13 protein-coding genes, 1 tRNA gene and 1 pseudogene are annotated in these 15959 nt (G+C 61.9%); 4 read left to right on the top strand and 11 right to left on the bottom strand.

The window, feature by feature from the left end:
- Window positions 1-26: 26 nt before the first annotated feature.
- The 6 genes from OS035_RS14150 to tesB all read right to left on the bottom strand — a co-directional run bounded on the left by OS035_RS14150 (window position 27) and on the right by tesB (window position 7649).
- Window positions 27-830, bottom strand: coding sequence for an exodeoxyribonuclease III (locus tag OS035_RS14150; RefSeq protein ID WP_131710940.1), 804 nt, complete (start codon window positions 828-830; stop codon window positions 27-29).
- A 124-nt stretch (window positions 831-954) separates the two neighbouring features.
- Window positions 955-1623: an outer membrane lipoprotein carrier protein LolA gene (locus tag OS035_RS14145; protein ID WP_003589714.1), complete on the bottom strand. Its 669-nt coding sequence runs from the start codon at window positions 1621-1623 to the stop codon at window positions 955-957.
- A 141-nt stretch (window positions 1624-1764) separates the two neighbouring features.
- A complete protein-coding gene (locus OS035_RS14140; RefSeq protein ID WP_331813812.1) occupies window positions 1765-4452 on the bottom strand; it encodes an FtsK/SpoIIIE family DNA translocase in 2688 nt (895 codons plus the stop codon).
- 281 nt (window positions 4453-4733) lie between these two features.
- On the bottom strand, window positions 4734-6167 hold the full coding sequence (locus OS035_RS14135; RefSeq protein WP_097624975.1) for an ammonium transporter: 1434 nt from the start codon (window positions 6165-6167) through the stop codon (window positions 4734-4736).
- Window positions 6168-6192: 25 nt separating this feature from the next.
- Window positions 6193-6543, bottom strand: coding sequence for a P-II family nitrogen regulator (locus OS035_RS14130; RefSeq protein WP_003543684.1), 351 nt, complete (start codon window positions 6541-6543; stop codon window positions 6193-6195).
- A gap of 221 nt (window positions 6544-6764) precedes the next feature.
- On the bottom strand, window positions 6765-7649 hold the full coding sequence (gene tesB, locus OS035_RS14125) for an acyl-CoA thioesterase II (protein ID WP_183778441.1): 885 nt from the start codon (window positions 7647-7649) through the stop codon (window positions 6765-6767).
- Window positions 7650-7733: 84 nt separating this feature from the next.
- On the opposite strand from tesB, the gene OS035_RS14120 reads away from it, so the two are divergent.
- A complete protein-coding gene (locus OS035_RS14120; protein WP_331813811.1) occupies window positions 7734-8948 on the top strand; it encodes a ubiquinone biosynthesis hydroxylase in 1215 nt (404 codons plus the stop codon).
- 18 nt (window positions 8949-8966) lie between these two features.
- On the opposite strand, the gene OS035_RS14115 is transcribed toward OS035_RS14120, so the two are convergent.
- From OS035_RS14115 to OS035_RS14100, 4 genes are all read right to left on the bottom strand, one after another.
- On the bottom strand, window positions 8967-9155 hold the full coding sequence (locus OS035_RS14115; protein WP_003589705.1) for a Trm112 family protein: 189 nt from the start codon (window positions 9153-9155) through the stop codon (window positions 8967-8969).
- A gap of 9 nt (window positions 9156-9164) precedes the next feature.
- Window positions 9165-9851 carry an LON peptidase substrate-binding domain-containing protein gene (locus OS035_RS14110; protein ID WP_172643304.1) on the bottom strand — a complete coding sequence of 229 codons (687 nt, stop codon included), beginning with the start codon at window positions 9849-9851 and terminating at the stop codon, window positions 9165-9167.
- Window positions 9852-10028: 177 nt separating this feature from the next.
- Window positions 10029-11003, bottom strand: a complete 975-nt coding sequence (trxA, locus tag OS035_RS14105) for a thioredoxin (RefSeq protein WP_097624978.1) — start codon at window positions 11001-11003, stop codon at window positions 10029-10031.
- A 56-nt stretch (window positions 11004-11059) separates the two neighbouring features.
- Entirely contained in the window at window positions 11060-11569 is a 510-nt protein-coding gene (locus OS035_RS14100; RefSeq protein WP_097624979.1) for a prolyl-tRNA synthetase associated domain-containing protein, read from the bottom strand.
- A gap of 255 nt (window positions 11570-11824) precedes the next feature.
- On the opposite strand from OS035_RS14100, the gene OS035_RS14095 reads away from it, so the two are divergent.
- A tRNA-Gly gene (locus OS035_RS14095) sits at window positions 11825-11899 on the top strand.
- A 130-nt stretch (window positions 11900-12029) separates the two neighbouring features.
- On the opposite strand, the pseudogene OS035_RS14090 reads toward OS035_RS14095, so the two are convergent.
- Window positions 12030-12305, bottom strand: a pseudogene (locus OS035_RS14090) (HNH endonuclease); the annotation flags it as partial.
- A gap of 185 nt (window positions 12306-12490) precedes the next feature.
- Here OS035_RS14090 and OS035_RS14085 point away from each other — a divergent pair.
- Entirely contained in the window at window positions 12491-13933 is a 1443-nt protein-coding gene (locus tag OS035_RS14085; RefSeq protein ID WP_183778447.1) for a M81 family metallopeptidase, read from the top strand.
- A 71-nt stretch (window positions 13934-14004) separates the two neighbouring features.
- Window positions 14005-15786, top strand: coding sequence for a gamma-glutamyltransferase family protein (locus tag OS035_RS14080; RefSeq protein ID WP_183778449.1), 1782 nt, complete (start codon window positions 14005-14007; stop codon window positions 15784-15786).
- The last annotated feature ends 173 nt before the right edge of the window (window positions 15787-15959 follow it).

Below are 15959 nucleotides of genomic sequence, written 5' to 3'. Positions count from 1 at the left end.
GAGCGGTTCTGCGCATCCGCAAAATACTAGAAATCGAAATGCGCCGTGACCGGCACATGGTCCGAGGGCCGGTCCCAGCCGCGCGCCTCTTTCAGGATCTCGATGCGCTTGAGATGCGGTCCGAGATCCGATGACGACCAGATATGGTCGAGACGGCGGCCGCGGTCGGCCGCCTCCCAGTCCTTGGCGCGGTAGCTCCACCAGGTATAGAGCTTCTCGCTTTCCGGCACATGATGGCGCATGAGGTCGAGCCAGTTGCCGCGCTTCATCACCTCGAGCAGCCCGTCGGTTTCGACGGGCGTATGGCTGACGATCTTCAGCAGCTGCTTGTGCGACCAGACATCGTGCTCCAGCGGCGCGATGTTGAGGTCGCCGACCAGAATGGCCGAGGTGTTGGCTTCGCCGTTGGCTTTCAGGAGCTTCATCTCTTCGATGAAATCGAGCTTGTGACCGAATTTCGGATTGATCGTGCGATCCGGCTCGTCGCCGCCAGCCGGGACGTAGAAATTGTGCAGCCGGATACGGCGGTTGCCGTGCTCGAAGATCGCCGAGATGTGGCGGGCATCGCCGACTCCGCAATAATCCTGCCGGTGATCCTCCGTCAGCGGAATGCGGGAAGCGATCGCCACGCCGTGATAGCCTTTCTGGCCGTGGATGATGATGTGGTCGTAGCCCATCGCCCGCAGCGGTGCCGCCGGAAAGAGCTCGTTCGTCACCTTGGTTTCCTGCAGGCAGAGAATATCCGGCCGATGTTTGAGAACCAGTTGCTCGACGATCGGCATGCGCAGCCGCACCGAGTTGATGTTCCAGGTGGTGATCGAAAAGCCCATGCCCACGCCCTTTCTCGCACGCCGGGCGTTGAGACGGCGTGCTTTCATGAAAGGGCTTTAGAACAAAGGCGCACAGGAGGGAACCGGCCGCGTGCAAAAGGCTCGGGCGATCAACCGAAAACCCTCAGTCTCGTGAGGCTGCCGTGCCCGGAATGCTCTCGTAAGGCACGCGGAACACGCGATCGTCGAACTGCATGCCTGTTTTGACATTGAAGATCATCACCGACGTGTCCTTGCCCTGGTTGTCCGTGATCGTCCACTGGCGCAGGTCGTAGGTCTTCGGGTCGAACATCATGGTGATCGTCGAATTGCCGAACACGGTATTGTTGCCGAGCGCGATCGTCGTCAGATCAGACTCTTCCTTCACGCGCTTCACCATGCCGGCCGACAGGTCGATATGCTGCGCCAGCAGCAGGCTGAGCGGCGTCTTGGAGAGCGGATAGAGATCCCAGGTTTTCAGCTTGGTATTGCCGATGGCGACGTTCTTGCCGTCGGCGATCACCCGCATCGGCGACGGGTCGTCATAATTGAAGCGCAGTTTGCCGGGGCGCTGAATGAAGAACTTGCCGCCGGTCTGCTCGCCGCGCGGGCCGAACTGCACGAATTCGCCCTGCATCGTGGTGACGCCGGAGAAATGGTCGGCGATCGCCTGCGCCGTGCCGGAGGCGGGAGCCGCCGCCTGCGCATGCGCGCCGAAGGGAATGGCGCTTGCCATCGCAGCGACGGCAAAGGCGCCGAGAAGATCGCGGCGCGTTACCGTCAGGCCGGAGAGGAAGGTGTCGGAGTTACTCATCTAAATCTCCTTTATGCGATCTGCATGCTGCCGAAAGGCGGCGTCTTCAAGGCGTTGCGATCGGGCCCGCGTGAGGTAACGGCTTGGCTGCCGTCGGGTTTCCGCAAAAGCGGCCCCCATCGGAAATATATGCCGATTATTTCAGCGGTCGAGGATGTCGCCTTCTGTGGGAACGAGAATTTCGCGTTTGCCCGCATGGTTGGCTGGACCGATGATGCCTTCCTTCTCCATCCGCTCGATGAGAGAGGCGGCCCGGTTGTAGCCGATGCCCAGCCGGCGCTGGACGTAGGAGGTCGAGGCCTTGCCATCCCGCAGCACGATGGCGACGGCCTGATCGTAAGGATCTTCCGAATCCGAAAGGTTCGACGTACCGGCAGGGCCGCCGCCACCGCCGCCGTAATCGCCATCCTCGTCGTCATCGGCGGTGATCGCGTCTAGATATTGCGGCGAGCCCTGGGTCTTCAGGTAGGAGACGATCTCTTCCACCTCGACATCGGAGACGAACGGGCCGTGCACACGCTGAATGCGTCCGCCGCCCGCCATGTAGAGCATGTCGCCCATGCCGAGCAGCTGCTCGGCGCCCTGTTCGCCGAGAATGGTGCGGCTGTCGATCTTCGAGGTGACCTGGAAGGAGATGCGGGTCGGGAAGTTCGCCTTGATCGTGCCGGTGATGACGTCGACCGACGGGCGCTGCGTCGCCATGATCACGTGGATGCCGGCGGCACGCGCCATCTGCGCCAGGCGCTGGACAGCGCCTTCGATATCCTTGCCGGCGACCATCATCAGGTCGGCCATCTCGTCGATGATGACGACGATGTAGGGCATCGGCCTGAGGTCGAATTCTTCGGTCTCGTACATTGCCTCGCCGGTGTGGCGGTCGAAGCCGGTCTGCACCGTGCGCGAGATCGCCTCGCCCTTCGACAAGGCCTGCTCCACGCGGGTGTTGAAGCCATCGATGTTGCGGACACCGATCTTCGACATCTTCTTGTAGCGCTCTTCCATCTCGCGCACGGTCCATTTGAGCGCGACGACGGCCTTCTTCGGATCGGTGACGACGGGCGAAAGCAGATGCGGGATGCCGTCATAGACGGAAAGTTCGAGCATTTTCGGGTCGATCATGATCAGTCGGCACTGTTCCGGCGTCATCCGGTAGAGCAGCGACAGGATCATCGTGTTGATGGCGACCGACTTGCCCGAGCCGGTGGTGCCGGCGACGAGCAGATGCGGCATCTTGGCGAGGTCGGCTATGACGGCCTCGCCGCCGATCGTCTTGCCGAGCGCCATGGCGAGCTTGGCCTTGCTGCCGTCGAAATCGCGGGAAGCGATAAGTTCGCGCAGATAAACGGTCTCGCGCGTCTGGTTCGGCAATTCGATGCCGATCGCGTTGCGGCCGGGCACGACGGCGACGCGGGCGGCGATGGCGCTCATCGAGCGGGCGATATCGTCGGCAAGACCGATGACCCGCGACGACTTGATGCCGGGCGCCGGCTCCAGTTCATAGAGCGTGACGACCGGACCGGGGCGGACATGAATGATCTCGCCCTTGACGCCGAAATCTTCGAGCACGCCTTCGAGCATGCGGGCATTCTGCTCCAGCGCATCGGCAGAAAGCGTCGAATCGCGCACGACATTCTTCGGTTCGGCAAGCAGATGCATCGAAGGAAGCTGGAAACCTTCAGGACGAATGAACGAGCCCTGCGCCTCCCGCTCGACGCGGGCGCCGGGCTTAGGACGCGTAACGGCGGGAACGACGCGCGGCTCCGGCTTGCCGACGGCTTTCGCCGGCGCGCGGATCATCCAGTCGTCATCATCGTCGTCAGGCAGGATATCGGCCGGGCGCGGCGGCATGTCGGGGTCGAAAGGCAGGTCGTCGTCGTCATCCTCGTCATCGATGGAAAGCGACGGTGCCGCGACAATGCGGCGCGGCGAAGCCGCCCTTGCTCCCATCGATGGCTCCATCGACGGTTCCAGCCGCTCGCCGCGCGCAGCCGGCGCCTTGGCGCGAACCGGTTCGTTCAGCGTGCCAAACTCATCATCGTTGAAATCATAGGGCGATTCGAAATCGCCCTGGCGGCGCTTGCGCGGTCCCATGCCGAGGAGGCGGCGCAGCCGTCCCTGGCTCATGTACCAGGCATGGGTCATCGCGCCGCTGAAAGCGACCCAGCGCGACTCGTCCTCCTCGTCCTCGTCGCCGACGACCCGCGCCTTGCTAGTCGTCTCGACGTAATCGTCCTCTATTTCGTCGTCCGCGTCGCTGCGGCCGACGAGGCCCGAGGCAAACAGCATCATCCAGGCGGTCGGCACCGCAAAGATGCAGCCGACAACCATGGCGAAGGTGCCGGTCGGATAGGCGCCGACGAAGAGCGCGGGAAAACGCAGGATCATATCACCGACGACGCCACCGATGCCGTTCGGGATCGGCCAGGTGAGCGGCGGCGGAAAGCAGCCGATTACGGCGCAGGACAGCACCGTACCGGCAAGCCAGGCGCCGGCACGGGCAGGAATGCGGCTGAAGCGGCGGCCCGAGATCAGCGTCAGCGCCCAGGCGACGATCGGCAGCATCGAAACGACGCTGGCAAGGCCGAGGAACTGCATGACGATATCAGCGAAGGCGGCGCCGCTGTAACCGAGGATATTCGTCGGCAGATTGGCCGTGGCATAGGAATAGCTCGGATCCGCGACGTTCCATGTCGCCAGCGCCGCGACGCAGAGCGCCAGCAGTAGAAAGATCGCAAAGCCGATGAGCGCCTGGATCTGCCGCAGCATGAATGCCGAGAAGGAGAACCGATCCGGACGGCCATCCATCGCCGGCGACGTGCTTCTTGCCATGTGTCTAACCCGTCCAATGCCTGAGGGCATGCGAATCACCGAAGCTTCGCCATGCCAAAATGCGTCCGCTCCACCTAATCAGAGCCGGGTTAAAGCGATGTTAACCATGCATGCCTGGACGGGCATTCCAGGCATGGAAATCAAAAAAAGCCCGAACCTGGAAAGGTTCGGGCCAAATGCGGTCTATGACAGCTTTTCCGGGTCTAAACCGGAAAAGCTCTAGATAGGCCGCGACGGGCCGTGAAGCGGCGCCCTTGTGCCGGGCGCCGCAAACGCTGCGATCAAGAGGCGTGGTAGGCGGCTTCGCCGTGGGTCGAAAGGTCGAGGCCTTCGCGCTCGGCTTCGACGCTCACGCGCAGGCCGATGACGACGTCGACGATCTTGTAGAGGATCGCCGAACCGATGCCCGACCACAGAAGCGTCGTCAGAACGCCCTTGGCCTGGGCCAAGACCTGGGTTGCCGTGCCGGCGTAGGAGGCAGCAAAATCGGCGGTGGAATAATCGACGATGCCTGCACCGCCGAGCGCCGGATTGACGAGGATACCGGTGCCGAGTGCGCCGATGATGCCGCCGACGCAATGCACGCCGAAGACGTCAAGGCTGTCATCGTAATTGAACTTGTTCTTCACGACGTCGACGAAGAAGTAGCAGACCGGTGAGACGATCAGGCCGAGAACGATCGAGCCCATCGGGCCGGCAAAACCGGCAGCCGGGGTGATGGCGACGAGACCGGCAACCGCACCGGAGGCGCCGCCGAGCATTGAAGCCTTGCCGCGGGTCAGGCTTTCGATGATGCACCAGGAGACGGCGGCAGCAGCCGTCGCGACGAAGGTGTTGATAAAGGCAAGCGAGGCGTAGCCATTGGCTTCGAGATTGGAGCCGGCATTGAAGCCGAACCAGCCAACCCAGAGCAGCGATGCGCCGACCATGGTCAGGGTCATCGAATGCGGAGCCATGATTTCCTTCTTATAGCCGGTGCGCTTGCCGAGCATGATGGCGCCGACAAGGCCGGCGATACCGGCATTGATGTGGACGACCGTGCCGCCGGCAAAGTCGATTGCGCCGTAGGAGAAGATCAGGCCGGCCGGCGAGGTGTAGGAGCTCGGACCGCCCCAGAACCAGACCATGTGCGCCATCGGGAAGTAGATGAAGGTGACCCAGAGCACGACGAAGAGCATCACGGCCGAGAACTTGATGCGCTCGGCGAATGCGCCGACGATCAGGCCGGGCGTGATGCAGGCGAAGGTCATCTGGAAGACGATGAAGGTGTATTCCGGAATGGCGACGCCCTTCGAGAAGGTTTCGGCGAGTGACGAGGTGTTGACGCCGGCGAGGAACGCCTTGGAGAAGCCGCCGACGAAGCTGTTCAGCGAGCCGCCGTCGGTGAAGGCGAGCGAATAGCCATAGGTGACCCAGAGCAGCGCCACGACGGCGGTGATCATGAACACCTGCATCAGTACGGAGAGCATGTTCTTGGCGCGCACGAGACCGCCGTAGAACAGCGCAAGGCCGGGGATGGTCATCAGCAGGACGAGTGCCGAGGAGATGAGCATCCAGGCATTGTCACCCTTGTCCATGGTGAAGGCAGGAGCGGCAGCAGCGGTGGTGGCAGCGGCGGGCGCAGCTTCCTGCGCGAAAGCGACAACCGGCGCCAGAAGCGCGGCCGACGTTGCGCAGATCAGCGCAAAGGGGGAAGAAAACTTCGAAATCGACATTGAAAAAAGCTCCTTGATCTGCCGCTTACAGCGCTTCTGAATCGGTTTCGCCCGTACGGATGCGCACGGCATGGTCGATCGAATAGACGAAAATCTTGCCGTCGCCGATCTGACCGGTCTTGGCCGACGCCGCGATGGCTTCGACCGCCCTGTCGACGAGTTCGGATGCAACGGCGATTTCGATCTTGAGCTTCGGCAGGAAGCTGACTGCATATTCGGTGCCGCGATAGATTTCGGTGTGCCCCTTCTGGCGCCCGTAGCCCTTCACCTCGGTCACGGTCAGCCCCTGAATGCCGATCGCCGTAAGAGCTTCGCGGACCTCATCGAGCTTGAACGGCTTGATAATAGCCATCACAATTTTCATCTGGTTTCCCATCCTTCGTTATCCTCGGCACGGAGCCGACTCTCCTTGCCGCTGACGTTCCTGAACAGCGACCGGCGATATACATTCAAAGGACGTGCCAGATTCGAAGCGAGATATAACTTATTGAAAAACAACAACTATAATATATGGCGCCAATAAACAGGCAAATGACCGGCAAATGACCGCCCAACAAGCGCACAAATAATGCGCAATTTTTCAAAGATGCATATTATTTATTCATTTGCCTTTTTCCGAATCAGACCTTCCTGTGCAACGGAAGCGATCAGCTCACCCGATCGGGTAAAGAGGCTGCCCCGGGTCAGCCCTCTGGCGCCCGAAGCCGACGGGCTGTCCTGCGTATAGAGCAGCCAGTCGTCGAGCTTGCACGGTCTGTGGAACCACATGGAATGATCGAGGCTCGCCACTTGCAGGCTCTGGTCGAAGATGGACGTGCCGTGGGCATAGAGCGAGGTATCTAGCAGCGTCATGTCCGAAAGATAGGCAAGAACCGCCGCCTGATAGAGCCGGTCGTCGGGAACCGGGCCGGTGGCGCGCACCCAGACATCCTGTTTGGGGGCGAGCTTCTTGTCGGAAAAATAATGTGTCAGCGAGACGGGGCGGATCTCGATCGGCCGCTCGCGCTGCCAGTATTTTCGGATCGCCTCCGGCGCATGCGTCAGGTACTGGTCCTTGATCTGCTGTTCGCCGAGCAGCGCTTCCGGCATTTCGACCTCGGGCATGGCGATCTGGTGGTCGAAGCCCGGCTCCTCCACCTGGAAGGAAGCTGACAGCGTGAAGATCGCCTTGCCGTGCTGGATGGCGACGACGCGCCGGGTATTGAAACTTGATCCGTCGCGGATCCGCTCCGCCTGGTAGATGATCGGCACCGAGGGATCGCCGGGACGCATGAAATAAGCATGCAGCGAATGGACGAAACGCTCGCCCTCGATGGTGCGTTGCGCCGCCATCAACGCCTGGCCGATGACCTGGCCGCCGAAGACCCGCTGCCAGCCGGCCTGCGGGCTGCGCCCGCGGAAGATATCGACCTCGATCGGCTCCAGGTCGAGCGTCGAAAGCAGCGTCTCCATCGCCGAAGGCCCTGATGTTTCGCGCATCATTTTGTATGCCTCCCGGCGGTAGGAAGTGAAGTTGCGATGATCTATATAGGTCACATCTGGGGCACAAGGTACGGGAGCGGCGCGATGCTTGATATGCTGGTTGTGGGCGGGGGTTATGTCGGCCTTTCCGCCGCCGTCGCGGTCAAGCAGGCGGCACCTCATCTGAACGTCGCGGTCGTCGAGGCGGCCCCCGAGCATGTCTGGAAAAACGACACGCGCGCTTCGGCCGTCATTGCGGCGGCAGCGAAGATGCTCGAAATCTTCGGTGTCTGGAACGAGATCGAGCCGGCAGCGCAGCCGATCACCAAGATGATCGTCACCGATTCCAAAACCTCAGATCCGGTCCGCCCGGTTTTTCTCACCTTCGACGGCGAAGTGGCCGAGGGCCGGCCTTTCGCCCACATGATCCCGAATGTGACGATGGTCGCAGCCCTGCGCGGTGTCTGCGAGCGCCTCGGTATCGACATCCGCCATGGGCTCGGCGCCACCGAGCTGAAGACCGAAGACAGTCATGTCACTATCACGCTTGCGGACGGCAGCACGTTGGAGAGCCGGCTGCTGGTGGCCTGCGACGGCGTGCGCTCGAAACTGCGCGACCTCGCCGGCATCAAGACCGTCACCTGGGACTACGGCCAGTCCGGCATCGTTGCGACGGTCGAACATGAGCGGCCGCATGAAGGCTGCGCCGAGGAGCATTTCCTGCCGGCCGGCCCCTTCGCCATCCTGCCGCTCCGCAACAACCGCTCCTCGCTGGTCTGGACGGAGCGGACGCATGACGCCGACCGATTGATTGCCGCCGACGATCTCGTCTTCGAGGAGGAGCTCGAACGCCGCTTCGGCCACAAGCTCGGAGCGCTGAAGGTCATCGGCGACAAACGCGCCTTTCCGCTTGGCCTGACGCTCGCCCGCGCCTTCGTCGCACCGCGTTTTGCGCTGGCCGGCGACGCCGCCCATGGCATTCACCCGATTTCGGGACAGGGTCTGAATCTTGGCTTCAAGGATGTGGCGGCCCTTGCCGAAACGATCGTCGAGGCCGATCGCCTCGGCCTCGATATCGGCTCGATCAACATTCTCGAACGCTACCAGACCTGGCGGCGCTTCGACACCTTCCGTATGGGCATGACGACAGACGTGCTGAATCGGCTGTTCTCCAACGATGCAACACCGATCCGCATCGCCCGCGACATCGGTCTCGGCCTCGTCGACCGGCTGCCGCGCCTCAAATCCTTCTTCATCGGTCAGGCGGCTGGAACGACGGCAAAGGACAATCCGCGGCTGCTGGCCGGCCAAGCAATTTAAAGCCGATTTCCCGGGACGTTATTCGTCAAGGCGGCGGGCTTCGGAGACCAGCATGATCGGGATGCCGTCGCGGATCGGATAGGCAAGTCGTGCCTTTTCCGAGACAAGCTCATTGTGCTCGCGATCATAGGAAAGCCGGCCCTTGGAGAGCGGGCAGACCAGGAGATCGAGCAGCTTTGGATCGACGCGGCTGAGTTTTTCGTCCATGGCTGAAGTCTACTGCAGAACCGTGTCGGAGTCACCGAAGACGCGCGCCAGCACGATTTCGGTAATGGCGATCAGCGTTTCGGCCCGCGTCTTGAGATCGGGTGCCTCCAGCAGCGCCTGCTTTTCCGCCGGCCCGAACGGCGACATCATCGCCAGCGAATTGACGAGCGTCAGATTGCTCGCCCGCTCGACGCTCTCCCAGTCGGCTTCCAGCTTGTTGGCATCGAGATAGGCCTTGAAGGCGGTCAGAAGCGCCGCGCGGTCGACCGCCTCCTCCTCGTTCGCGGCCGAGAGATCGGCGATGAACGGAGCGATACGGAAGGTGCGGAAGGGATCGCTGGTGGTTTTCTCCTCCAGCAGCCGGAAACGGCAGACGCCGGTCAGCGAGACGATATAGCGCCCATCGCCGGTCTCGGCGAAGGAGGTGATGCGGCCGAGGCAACCCACAGCGGCAAGGTTGGGATCGCCGCCCTTGTCCTCGTGTTCGCCGAGCGCCGGCTGGACCATGCCGATCAGCCGGTTTCCCGTCAGTGCGGCATCCAGCATCGCCAGATAACGCGGCTCGAAAATGTTGAGCGGAAGCTGCCCGGCCGGCAGAAGAAGGGCACCGGTCAGGGGGAAGACGGCGATCGTATCAGGCAGATCGCCCGGCTTCAGGTATCTGGCATTCCCGACTTGCATGAAACCGTCCCGCATTCTTTTAACGGGCATGCCCGTCCTGACGAGAATGTGGTGCCCGCGCCCAAAAACGCAAGGGCAGATGCGCGAAACTTAGCGCATAACCCCGAAAATCGGAATCGACTTTCAACAGGATCGGACGCGGCTTCAAAGCGGTACAGCGCCTTGCCGCGCCCTATGGACGCCGCAGTTGCCCTAGGAGAACAGCATCGCCGAAAGCTTGCGCCGAGCCGAAACCGTCGCCGGATCCTTGAAACCCCAGACCTCGAAGAACTGAAGCAGCTGGCGGCGGGCGCCGTCATCGTCAAAGGCGCGATCCTTGCGCATGATCAGCAGCAGGTGCTCGGCCGCTTCGTCGCGCCGGCCTTCGACATTGAGGATCTTGGCAAGCTTCAGCCGCGCCTCGTGGTCGTCGGGATTGACGGCAAGATCACGTTCGAGCGCAACGGGATCGCCGAGCTTGCGGGCTTCCTCGATCTGTTCGAGCTTTTTCAGCACCGCCTGGATGCCGGGGTCTTTCGCCAGCTCTTCCGGCAGATCCGTCAGAGTTTGGCGCGCCCGCTCATGCTGGTTTGCGGCGATCATGCATTCGGCCATTCCGGCAACCGCCTTGGCATTTTCCGGATCGGCCTGCATCACCGCGGCGTAGAGCTGGGCTGCCTCATTGATATTGCCGGCGGCCAGCAATTCTGCGGCTTCGGTGAGCACGGCCTCGATCTCGGCCGCCTCGTCGGCGCCGGCCGGACCGGCGATACGGTCGATGAACTGCTGAATCTGGCTTTCCGGCACCGCGCCCATGAAGCCGTCGGCGGGGCGGCCGTTGACGAAGGCGATGACGGCGGGGATAGACTGGATGCCGAGCTGTCCGGCGATCGAGGGATGGTCGTCGATGTTCATCTTGACCAGCCGGACGCGGCCCTTGGCTTCGTTGACCACCTTCTCCAAAACAGGCGTCAGCTGTTTGCACGGCCCGCACCAGGGCGCCCAGAAATCGACCAGCACCGGCTGATTGCGCGATTCCTCGATGACGTCCTTACCGAAATTCGCGGTCGTCGTGTCGGTGATGTAGCCGCCTGCCGCAGCCGCGGTTGCCGGCTGAGCGCCGAAGCTTGTCGTCGCCGTCATCTGATTTCCGAAGGAACCGTTATAGGGGTTGTCACTGCCGCTCATAGGTATCTCCCGCCGCGCCGATCCAGCCGGCATCATTGTAGCGCTAAAATCGTATGTCAGGACGTCACTTTCAAGACAAGCGGCTTATGCCCGGTCGCTTCCATGAATCGGATAAGATCGCCGCTCGCAATTGATGTCGTCGCATCGTTGGAGAGCGGATGGCAGTTGACGATTTCCTCGCGCATCAGATCCGCATCGAGCACGAAAGTGACATTGCCCGCGGTATCGTTGATCGCCCCGAATGCCGTGACCGCGCCGGGGATGACGCCGAGATAGTCCATCAGCTTCTCCGCCCTGCCGAAGGAAACCCGGCCGGACCCGCCGATAAGAGTGTGAACCTGCTTCAGGTCGACCTCGGCATTTTCCTCCACGGTCAGCAGAAAATATCTGTCCTTCTTGTCTTTGATGAAAAGATTCTTGGTGTGGCCGCCGGGGATCTCGTCGCGCAGCGCAACCGATTCGGCCACGGTGAAAACCGGCGCGTGATCGACCGTCTTATGAGCAATGCCGAGCCCGTCGAGGAAAGCGAACAATTCTTCTCTGGTCTTGGGGGTATTTTCGGGCATCGGGCAATCCATTGCTCAGGGGGGACAAAGTCGAGGCATCTTATTAAGTCCGTCCCCATCATTTGGCAATCTTCGCCACCGACGCTCACCCCCCGCATTTGCGGCCTTTCCGCCGGCCTGATGCGACCTTGCGAATTTTTCTTCGCCCCTTCGTCATTTCCCTGTTGCATTTGAAAAGCCGTTAGGCCATATAGCGCCCGTCGCCACGAGGCGGCGCCCACGGTCCAACAACTACCCCGGACCGATGCGGATTGAGCGGGTGTAGCTCAGGGGTAGAGCACAACCTTGCCAAGGTTGGGGTCGAGGGTTCGAATCCCTTCGCCCGCTCCAGTTTTCTCTCTTGTTCATACCGATGCCATGGGTACGGGAAGCAGCCGAGACAGGGTGACGGCGTCGTGTGCGCTGCCGCGGGCTTAGCTATCGTTTTGCAATCCCCGAGCAAATAAAATAGCCGACGGATTTACCGCTTGAAGCAATGTTCGCGATGCCATTGCAGAAAATGCACATGCGGTCGTTCGAATGCGCGCCGGGGCATTATCGCGCGGCCGGTGTTATTGATCAGGCCCCGTAGCGCGTCGGGATCATTAACGTCTCGTGAGATGAGAATCTCCATATCATCAGCCAGACCGATCAATCCTCGATCGAACATCCAATGGGCCGTGCCGGATAGGGCAATTCCGTTGCTGACGATATCGGGACCGCTCGCCTCGACCGGTCGGATATGCGCTGCATCGATTGTAATTTATTTTGGTTGATTGCTTCGTCTGTAAACTTATTGTCGAGGCAAAGTGAACACGTCTTCGGATCGAGACTCTCATGTTCAGTTCAGCCCCTTCCGCCGCCGCCGCCCCCACCCTGACGCATCGGCGCCGACATCACCCATAAAATCCTGATCGCTCCTAACATTATCTGAGGTTCTTCATGCGAATCGCCGTCGGTGGCATTCATATCGAGTGCAGCACATACAATCCCGTCCTGAACGAAGAGAAGGATTTTCGCGTTTTGCGCGGGGCAGGACTGCTGGAATCCTCTTACTTCGGCTTCCTTAAGGATTACGACGCTGAATTCCTGCCGACGATCCATGCCCGCGCCATTGCCGGCGGTCCGGTATCGCGCGCCGCCTACGAGGCCTTCAAGAGCGAATTCCTCGAGCGACTCAAACCGCTGCTGCCGCTCGACGGTCTCTATCTCGCCATGCATGGCGCCATGTATGTCGAGGGCATGGAGGATGCCGAAGGCGACTGGATCGGTGCTGCCCGCGCGCTGGTCGGCGAAGATTGCACGGTTTCGGCAAGCTACGACCTGCACGGCAACGTCACCCAGCGCATCATCGATGCGCTCGACATCTATTCCACCTACCGCACCGCGCCGCATGTCGATGTCGAGGAGACGATGCGCCGTTCGGTCGCCATGCTGGTGAAGAGCCTGAAAACAGGCGTGAGGCCGGTCGTTCTCTGGGCGCCGATCCCGGTCGTGCTGCCCGGCGAGCGCACCAGCACAGTCGATGAGCCGGCTAAAAGCCTCTACGACATGCTGCCCGGGATCGACGCGATCGACGGCGTCTGGGACGCATCCTTAATGGTCGGCTATGTCTGGGCCGACGAACCGCGCGCCACGGCCGCCGCCATCATGACCGGCACCGATCGGGCCGTGCTGGAGCGTGAAGCCAGACGCCTCGCGAAGGCTTATTGGGAGGCACGAGGAGATTTCGTCTTCGGCTGCGAGACCGGCTCGGTCGAGGAATGTGTTGCGAAAGCCATCGCAAGCCCGACCGCTCCTGTCGTGCTCGCCGAATCCGGCGACAACCCCACAGGCGGTGGCGTCGGTGACCGGGCCGACGTGCTGGCCGAGCTGATCGCCAAGGGTGCGACGGGCGTTGTTTTCGCCGGCATTGCCGACAGGGCGGCGACCGAGGACTGTTATGCCGGCGGCATCGGCGCGGCGCTCGATCTCAGCGTCGGCGCCTCGCTCGACACCAAGGGCAGCCAACCGGTCACGGCCCGCTTCACCGTGAAATTCCTGCACGAAACGTCGGACCCGGCCGACCGCCAGGCAGTGGTTTCGATCGATGGCATCGATCTTGTGCTCTCCGCAAAACGCCGGCCCTATCACAATATCGTCGATTTCACCCGGCTCGGACTTGATCCGCACGGCGCCAGGATCATCGTCGTCAAATCGGGATATCTCTCGCCCGAGCTGGCGCCGATCGCCAATCCGAACCTGATGGCGCTGTCGACAGGTGTCGTCGACCAGTTCGTCGAGCGCCTGCCACGGCTGCGCAAACAGCATCCGACCTACCCCTTCGATAAGGATTTTGTCTTCGAGCCGCAGGTCTTTCTCTCCGCGCGCTCGGCGCGCGCCTGAGCTTCGAACCATCCGACTTCCCAGGAAAGACATTCGGCCAGAAAAGACATCCGGCCAGAAGGGCGTCCCGAATGACCGAATTCACGACCCGTCCCGAAATCCTCGGCACCTTCGGTGTCGTTACCTCGACCCACTGGATCGGCTCGGCGGTCGGCATGAGCATTCTCGAAAAGGGCGGCAATGCCTTCGATGCCGCGGTGGCGACCGGATTCGTGCTGCAGATCGTCGAGCCGCATCTCTGCGGCCCGGGCGGCGACCTGCCCGCGGTGATTTATTCCAAGAAGAAGGACAAGGTCGAGGTCATCTCGGCCCAGGGGCCGGCACCCGCCGGCGCGACGATCGAGCATTATACCAGCGAAGGCCTGACGCTGATACCCGGCGACGGCCTGCTTGCGACAGTCATCCCCGGCGCCTTCGACGGCTGGATGCTGATGCTGCGTGACTACGGCACGATGAGCGTGCGCGACGTTCTGGAACCGGCGATCTATTACGCCGAGGACGGCCATCCCCTGCTGTCGCGCGTCTCCGCGACCATCAAGGGGCTTGCGGCCTTCTTCGAAAAGGAATGGCCGACCTCCTACGCGACCTGGCTGCCCGGCGGCAGCGTCCCCGCAGCACAGGCGAATTTCAGGAATCCGGTGCTTGCCGAAACCTGGAAGCGCGTCATTGCCGAAGCCGAGGCAAAGAGCGGCCGGGAGGCACAGGTGGAGGCGGCACGCGACGCCTTCTACCGCGGCTTCATCGCCGAAAAGATCGATACCTATCTGAAGACCGCCGAAGTGATGGATGCGAGCGGCAGCCGCCATAAAGGCGTGCTGACCGCCAACGACATGGCGACCTGGTCGGCAACGATCGAGGAGCCGCTGACCTATGACTATCACGGCTGGACGATCGCCAAGACCGGTCCCTGGGGCCAGGGTCCGGTCTTCCTGCAGACCCTGTCGATCCTCAAAGGTTTCGATCTCGCCGCGATGAACCCTGATGGCGCCGATTTCGTCCATACCGTTACCGAAGCGATGAAACTCGCCTTCGCCGATCGCGAGGTCTATTATGGCGATCCCGATTTTTCCGAGGTTCCCGTCACCCATCTGCTGTCGGATGCCTATGCGAGCGAGCGCCGCAAGCTGATCGGCGCGGACGCCTCCCTTGATCTTCGCCCCGGCATCGTTCCAGGTTTCGAAACGCAGCATGATCTGACGATGACGATGCTCGGCGCTGCGTCCAAGACGGGCGCCGTCTACGAACCGACCATGGCGCATTTGGAAAAACGCGGCGACACCGTGCATATCGACGTGATCGACCGCGACGGCAACATGGTCTCCGTCACGCCATCCGGCGGTTGGCTGCAGTCTTCACCAACCGTTCCCGGCCTCGGCTTCTGCCTCAATTCCCGGGCCCAGATGTTCTGGCTGAAGCCGGAACTGCCGACCTCGCTGGCGCCGGGAAAGCGTCCGCGCACGACACTGACGCCCTCGCTGGGCCTTTACGAGGGCCGCCCGACACTGGCCTTCGGCACGCCGGGCGGCGACCAGCAGGAACAATGGCAGCTCTCCTTCTTCCTGCGCCATGTCAATCACAAGCTGAACCTGCAGGCGGCGATCGACCGGCCGCTGTTTCACACAGCCCATTTTCCGAGTTCCTTCTATCCGCGCACCCGCGAGCCGGGCAGCCTGATGGCGGAGGCGAATTTCGGCCCCGATGTGCTTGATGCGCTCGCCCGCAAGGGCCACAGGCTGACGGTTACCGATCCCTGGACCATCGGCCGGCTGACCGCAGCGCGGCGCGATGCCGACGGGCTGCTGCGCGCTGCGGCCACCCCGCGTCTCATGCAGGCCTATGCGGTCGGACGATAGCGCCGGAGCGCGCGTCGTCGGCCGCTTCCCCGGAGGGTGGAGGCAACAAGTATTACGGGAAAATAACCCGGGCCGGTGGCGCACGGCCCACCCTTTTTGCTGCACTGCTTATATGACTTCTGCTAGATATTATTTCACCAATAATTATTAACGACCACTTCCGCCCATTTGTG

This window comes from Rhizobium sp. 268, assembly GCF_036571585.1.
GTDB classification, from domain to species: domain Bacteria; phylum Pseudomonadota; class Alphaproteobacteria; order Rhizobiales; family Rhizobiaceae; genus Rhizobium; species Rhizobium redzepovicii.
This window is presented reverse-complemented; position numbering and strand designations above follow the sequence as displayed.